The organism is Streptomyces sp. NPDC039609 (assembly GCF_055596705.1).
Genome location: NZ_JBVIUJ010000009.1, coordinates 190,443 through 197,508 on the forward strand (window position 1 = coordinate 190,443; position 7,066 = coordinate 197,508).

The 7,066-nt window shown below is 71.5% G+C and carries 3 protein-coding genes; all 3 read right to left on the reverse strand.

The genetic code is table 11. From position 1 onward, the window contains the following. Positions 1–4: 4 nt before the first annotated feature. The 3 genes from ACZ561_RS26885 to ACZ561_RS26895 all read right to left on the reverse strand — a co-directional run bounded on the left by ACZ561_RS26885 (position 5) and on the right by ACZ561_RS26895 (position 6,925). Positions 5–2,335: a polysaccharide lyase 8 family protein gene (locus tag ACZ561_RS26885; protein WP_470999568.1), complete on the reverse strand. Its 2,331-nt coding sequence runs from the start codon at positions 2,333–2,335 to the stop codon at positions 5–7. A 91-nt stretch (positions 2,336–2,426) separates the two neighbouring features. After that, a complete protein-coding gene (locus ACZ561_RS26890; RefSeq protein ID WP_470999570.1) occupies positions 2,427–6,287 on the reverse strand; it encodes an endo-alpha-N-acetylgalactosaminidase family protein in 3,861 nt (1,286 codons plus the stop codon). Between the two features lie 128 nt (positions 6,288–6,415). Next, positions 6,416–6,925 carry a hypothetical protein gene (locus ACZ561_RS26895; protein ID WP_470999572.1) on the reverse strand — a complete coding sequence of 170 codons (510 nt, stop codon included), beginning with the start codon at positions 6,923–6,925 and terminating at the stop codon, positions 6,416–6,418. Between the last annotated feature and the right edge of the window lie 141 nt (positions 6,926–7,066).

Here is a 7,066-nt window from a genome sequence, read left to right on the forward strand (position 1 = left end):
CTCTCTACAGGGCCACCTGTGCGCGGCAGGTGATCCCCGCGGTACCGGGATTGATCCGCAGCCTCAGAGAGCGGCCGGTCGCGAGCACCTCCACCGAGGGATCGTGGCCGATCACGCGGCGGACCCGCTGGTTCCAGACGAGCTCCAGCGGCCGACCCGTACGCTGCGGCTCGCTGATCCGGAGGTCGAGCACCGAGCCCCGTCGGCGGACCAGGACGCTCGCCGGGACCGTGACCGTCAGGCGCCCCACCGTACCGGCCCGCCACAGGTTCGCGGCCGTGATTCCGAGGGACGGGACGGCGACGGCCTGCCGGTCGGCGGTGTTGTCCAGGATCTCCAGCCAGTCCTCGTCGGCGGCGCGGGCGGCCAGGGTGCGCCGGGACGCGCCCGGCATGAGGAGATACGCGTAGGAGGCGCCGGCCGGGTCCGTGCCGTGGTCGAGCCACAGGGTCTGGTAGGTCCTGGTACGGGTCTCGGTGGAGCTGGTGGTGTTGATGTCGCTCCAGGCGCCGGTCCGGTCCTCGCGCAGCGTCCGGAGGTTCGCGGTGCCCTGGGGGAAGACCCAGCCGCCGTGTCCTTCGAGGTGTGCCCACCCCCTTCCGGTGGTGAGCGCCTGGGTGCCTCCGCCACGGTCGTCGCCGAGATTGCGGTTGTCGACGACCGTCTCGACGGGGACGCCGTCGGTGGCGGTGATCCCGGCCCCGAGACAGATCACGGTGTCCGCCGCGCAGAACCAGGACTTGCGGGCCTCCAAGGTGGAGCCAAGCCCCTTGAGGTGCTGTCCGACGGCGGCGAACGCGCCGTCGGTGGCTCCGCCGACCCAGGTCACGTCCGGTTTCGGGGCGCCCCACTCGCCACCCGCGCGGTCGGCGAGGCGCTTGGTGGAGACGGTCGTCCCGGGGAGGCGGTAGGGATCGACGGTGGGCCAGAACCAGTCGGTGTACTGACCGCCCTGGCGGGGCGTCCACCAGGAGAGCATCCCGGCGCCGGTGTGCCAGCCGCGCGGGTTCTCGCCGTTGCCGCACTCGTAGTACGAGATCCGCTCCGAGGCCATGGCGATGTTGGCGGCCCAGCCGGGGCGCCGGTGCACGGCCCGGTCCATGGCGGCGAAGAGGGTGTGCCCGGTCGGCTCGGGGGCGGCGGGGACGGGCCCGTCGGCGACCGCGTGCAGCCGGGCGAGGTCGGCGACGCCGAGCTGGCGGGCGGAGAGGATCGGGGAGACGGTGTCCCGCTCGATCCAGCCCTTCACGCGCGCGTGCCACCGCTCGCGCTCGGCGGCGCTCGCTCCGCCCGCGAGCAGGGCCATGGCGGCGATGATCCCCTGGCCGTGGAAGTGGTCGGAGCGCATGACGCGGCGCTCGTCGTTCTTGAGGTAGCCGCGGCTGATGGCACGGCCGTTGACGCTGTCCATCATCAGGCCGTCGTAGATCAGGGGCGCGTAGGCCTTCTCGACGCTGTCGAGGATGATCTGCCGGTTCGGGTCGGTGACCGCCCAGCCGGATCCGGCGAGCAGGGTGAAGAGCCGCCCGAGGCCGTCGAGCATGACCTGTCCGTACGTGCCCGAGTAGGCGACCCAGGTGTGCTGGACGAACGAGCCGTCGACGTAGAGGCCGTCGCCCTTGGTCACGTACGGGAAGACGGGCGAGAGGGCGTCGCGGGCGAGGGCGATCTTGGCGGGGTTCGCGCCGACGATGCCGCGCAGGGCGACGGAGCGGCAGAGGTCGACGCGGTTGGCGCCGGTGGAGGTGCCGCTGTAGTCGCCGAGCATCGAGTCCGGGACGAAGTGGTCGACGGCGGCGCAGGCGGCCGCGATCCGCTCGGGTCCGAGGTGCGGGTGGAGTGCGGCGACGATGTCCATGAGGAGGCGGGGGCTGCCGATCTGCCACTCCCACCAGTTTCCGTAGCGAACGGTCGTCGGGTTGTAGATCCGCGCCGAGACGTGGTCCAGGCCCCGGAGGACGTCGGTGAGCAGGGTCGCGTCGCCGGTGAGCCCGGTGCCGGGCTGGAGGTACGCCTGCGCCATGGTCCACAGGCGGCTGTAGCTCTGGGTGATGCCGGAGGGCGGGTCGAAGGCGTAGCCCGGCCAGAGGGAGGTGTCGGTGGGGGCCATGGAGGCCCGGAAGGCGCGGGCGAGTTCGCCGGTCTCGGCGAGGCGGGACGCGTACGGCTCGGCGCCGGCATCGAAGCCGGCGCCGAGCTGGATGTCGAGCCAGCGCTGCCGGAGGGTCTCGAACTCACCCTCGGCGGCGCGAGCGCGGCCGGGCAGGGCGAGCGTTGCCGCGGCGGCGGAGGTGACGGTCAGGAAGGTGCGGCGGGACCAGGCGGGAACGGGCACGGAAGCCTCCCCTAGGGAAGTGGTGTAGACCGGTTGGCGACCGGTCTAGCACCCGTTCTCCGACGCAATCAATGAGCACGACAAGCGCTTGCTACCGGGAGCCTCCGCAGTGGAAGCGGGCGTTCCCCCAGTCCGCGTGGTCGTTGCCGCTCCCGTCGCCGCCGTCGCCTGCCACCAGCTCCACGTAGGTGGCACCGGTGACGTCGGCGGTGAGCGACCAGGCGGTGTCGGTGGCCTTCAGGACCGGCGACTTCACCTTCTCCGTGCCGTCGGCGAGGACGCTGAACTGCACCGAGCCACGGCTCGTCTGGACGTCGTCCACGCCGACCTCGGCGGTGACGGAGGTGCACTTCCCGCCCAGGTAGTAGCGGATCGTGGACGGGGCATGGGCACCCAGGCCCTTCGCGTACGCCACTCCCCCGATCCTGAGCGGGCTGCCGTCGCCGGTGCCCGTCTCGCCGTTGGACAGGTCGCGCTCCACCGGTCCCCAGCCGTTGGCCGCGGACGTCCAGTCCAGGTCGCTCGCCCAGCTGTCCGTGGTGGGCGGCGGGGGCAGCGTCCGGACGGAGGTGGCGGCGCTCAGCTTCCGTGCCTCTCCCCCGACGGTGTACGTGAGCGCCGAACCGAGCGGGTAGGTCTGGTACTTCGCGTCGACCGGGGGCGTCACCTGCCAGGTGGCGGTGGCCTGGGCGCCCGCCGCGACCGTCCCGAGGGAGACGGGCCCGGCCGGCTCGGCGGTCCAGCCTGCGGGGAGTTCCAGGGCGGCCGTGGCCCCGGCGACGGCGTTCGCCTCGTCGTTGGCGAAGGTGGCCGTGACCTGGTTCGGGCGGCCCGGTTCCAGGGTCTCCGGGGCGGCGAGGGCGAGCGTGCCGCAGGCCGCCTTCTCCGCCGCCGGCCCGAGGTCGGTCACGGTGAAGGAGTCGAGGACGAAGTCGGCTCCGTCGGGGGCGTCGCCGCGCTTGCGCAGTCCGGTCCAGGTGTCCCCGCAGCCGGCGGTCACGGTCTCGGAGAAGTGCCCGGTGGTCCTCTGCTGTCCGACGGGCGTACGACGGGTCTCCACAGCGGTCCCGTTCGTCCGGTCGTAGCCGGTGACCCACTCGTAGGCGCCCGCGTGGCTCGACTGGTAGTCGTACTCGACGCGGTAGCTGCGCCCGTCCTTCATGGGGACGGTCCAGGGCGCGGTCCGGTAGACCAGACCGCTGTTCTCGTCGTGGGACTTCAGCGATTCGGCGCCACCGAGGACGTCGTCGACGAGCTTCCCGTTCCAGCCGGCCTGGGTGTACGGGGCGTGGAGCTGGGCGATGTGGGTGCGCGGGTCGGTCGTGCCGCCGGAGTCGCCCTTGAGGAAGGGGCCCCAGCCCTGGTCCACGGCCTCGAAGTCCTCGTGCACGAGCGCGCCGGCCTTGGTGGCGGGGTTGTTGGCGACGATCCGGACGTCGTCGATCCGGACGGCCGCCGGGCTGCCGCCCGCGGCCTCGATCCGGAGCGTGGTGGAGCCGCCGGCGGGGGCGGCGAAGGTGACCTTGGCGCGCTGGAGGCGGGTGCCGTTCCAGTCGGAGGCGGCGACCCGGTCCTGGACAGCCGAGCGTTCGACGGTGACGGACGCCCCGGCGACGGAGAGCGTGGTGGGTCGGGTGCGGCCCGCCTCGACCTCGATCAGGGCGGAGGCGGTGTACCGCTTGCCGGGGGCGAGGCCGGTGATCTTCTGCTGTACGGACGCGGTCGCGGAGCCGGTCAGCTCGGCGCTGTTGCGGCCCTGGGTGTCGGTGTCACGGGCGACGGTTCCGGTCCTGGTCCAGGCGGAGAGCTTCGCGTCGTTGAAGCCGGGGTCCTTGACCGGGGTCCCCTCACCCCAGCGGGGGTCGCGCGGCTCGGGTGCGCGGCTCGGGTAGAGGACGTAGGGCTGTCCGGCGGCGGCGTCGAGGGTGATCCTCCCGTCGACGGGGCGTACGGTTCCGGTCTTCACACGGCCGTTGTCGGTGAGCTTGTGGACGGCGTACGAGCCGGTGCCCGGGACGGTCCAGGTGGTGCGGCCGCCCGCCTTGTTGTAGTGGTACAGCTTCTTGCCGCCGTCCCACGGCAGGAGGTAGTTCTCGCCGTCGAGGACCTTGCGACCGTTGTCGTAGAAGGTGCGACGGCCGTCCTTGACGGTGCCGTGCACACCGCCCGTGAAGGTGATGTCGTTGCCGTTCCAGCGGGTGATCGTCTGCTGCTGGAGGTACTTGGCCGGCAGGTTCTTCTGCCAGATGTTGGCGTAGAAGTGGTTCCAGTCGGTCTCGCCGGTCCAGCCCTCGAAGTCCTCGAGGGCGGTCTGACCGAGGACCGGGTGGTTGTTCCAGATGTCCTTCTCGCCGTTGCGGATGAAGCGGATGATCTGGGAGTTGAGACCCTTGTTGGTGGCACCGCCGTAGTTCAGGTCGTTGGCCCAGTGGGACCAGAGCGAGGCCCGCTCGAACTTCTCGGACCACTCGGTGGCGACGTTCCAGCCCTGGGCCTGCACGGCCTGCATCGTCTTGTCGGCGATCCAGCCGTGCGTGTAGTAGACGTCGATGTAGAGCATCGACAGGTTGGGGTCGGTCTCGTCGCGCAGTTGCTGGAAGCGGCGGGCGAGGTCACCGCTGTTGATGTCCCGGCGCTGGTCGATGTAGTAGCTCTGGTTGAGCCAGTTCCAGCCCGGCTTGGTCCTGTCCACGAGGGTCTCGCTGAAGTTCCTCGCCTCGGGGTACGACTCGGTGGCGTTGACGTGGACGCCGAAGCCGGCGCCCCACTTCTTCCCCTCCTTCAGAAGCTTGTTGAGGTCGTCGAGGCCGCCGGCGCGCTTGTTGTAGTTGCCGCCGTAGTCGGGGTGCGCGGAGTCGTGGCCCTCGGACCCGTACCCCTTGAGCAGGGCGAACTGGCCGAGTCCGTCGGTGGCGAGCGAGATCCGCTTGACGTCGTCGAGGGTGCGCAGGAAGGGGTGAGTGGCCTGGGAGGCGAAGTTGAACGGGATGTGGGCGATGACCCGGTCGGGGGTCTGCCCGCTGCCCGGGGCCTTGACGCCGATCGCGCGGAAGGCGAGGGCGCCGTCCTGCCAGTCGGTCTTCCCGTCGGCGTTGGCGTCGGGGGTGACGACGACCTTGGCCCAGGGGAGGTTGTCGCCGCTCTCGGGCCGCGGGGCTCCGGCGCCGCGGTAGGTCCACTGTCCGGACCAGACGCCGACGCGGGTCTCGGTCGCCGTCCTGCGGGCCTGGTGCCAGAAGCGGGCGCCGTCACGGGCGCTGGGTCCCGCGGGCTTGTCGTAGCTGGAGTTGGACTCGACGGCGGCGGCGAGCCGGCCGGTGTTGACGAGTGCGTAGCTCGCCCCGACGGGCGCGCTCTCGGCTGCGGTGGCGTCGGTGACCTTGGCGAAGACGTCGGCGGTACGGGTGGAGTCGGGGTCGAGCCGGGTGAAGGCGGTCTCCGCGCCGGCGTCGGCCGAGCCGACGGAGACGAGGTCGTGGCCGGGTATGTCGAGGGTGCCGACCCGGAAGCTCTCGGTGTCGCGGACGGCGGTGACCTTGAAGGTGGTGGCCCGGCCGCGGACGCTCAGGGTCGCGTCGATCTCGACACCGGTCAGGGCGGGGAAGGTGAGGGTGTACGCCGCGCTGGTGGCGGTCAGGGCGGGGGCGCCCTTGGCCCGGACCGCGTACGCCGTGCCGTTGAGGACGATCTCGGTGACCGGGGCCGTGCTCCCGAGCAGACGGGCGCCGGTGGCACGGTCGGTGTACGAGAGGACGCGCGGGAAGTCCTCGGCGACGGCGACGGAGAGCTGGTCGGAGCCGATGACGGCCTCGGCGCCGGCGCGGGCCGGGGCCTCGGAGGCGGCTCCTGCGGGGGCCGTGGCGAGAGCGGGCCCTGCCAGGGCGAACACGGCCGACGACGCGACGGCGAGCGCGCAGACCGCACGGATTCTTCGGGACTCGGGGAGCGACATGCGCACTAGTTGGCCCCTGCCCGCCGGGCACCGTCAACGAGATCGTGCCCCGGCGGCCCCGGCAGTCCAAGAACCCCCTTCGGTTAGTCCAAGCGACCGGAGGGGGCTTCTTGGCGCCGGAACGACGGTCAGCAGCCGCCGCAGTTGTAGAAGGTCACGTCCCAGTGGTTGCCCTCGTCGGCGTAGACGTTCCCGGCGCCGGACTTCCACTGCGGAGCACCGTCCCCGCGCACCCCGATGTACGTGAAGGTGTTCTTGATGTAGTTGCCGACGCAGGTGTACTTGCTGAAGTCGAGCTTGTAGCCGTTCCAGTGCGAGTACGTGCCACCGGCGTGGCCCGTCTCGGTACCGCCGGTGATGTTCAACGCGCAGCCGCTGGCGCTCCTGAGGGTCTGCGCACCCTGCGCCGTGGCGAGGTTGAGCTGCTCGAACGAGGTGCACGTCGGGTTGCTGCGGTCGGAGCAGCCGCCGGACGACGACCAGGTGATGCCGGAGTTACGGAACATCGAGGTCGCGGTGGCGTGGCTGATCTTGGTGGCGGCCTGGGCTTCGGTGGCGCCGCCGAGGACGCCGACGCCGGGGGCGAAGAGGGCGCCGAGGACCAGAGCGAGCGCGGTGAGGACGGAGCGGAGCTTCATCGGGGGTTGCCTCCTGCTGGTGACCGTGTCGGTTGGGACGGCTGTGCAGGTGGAGCAGGTGGAGCAGGTGGAGCAGGTGGAGCAGGTGGAGCAGGTGGAGCAGGTGGAGCAGGTGGAGCAGGTGGAGCAGGTGGAGCAGGT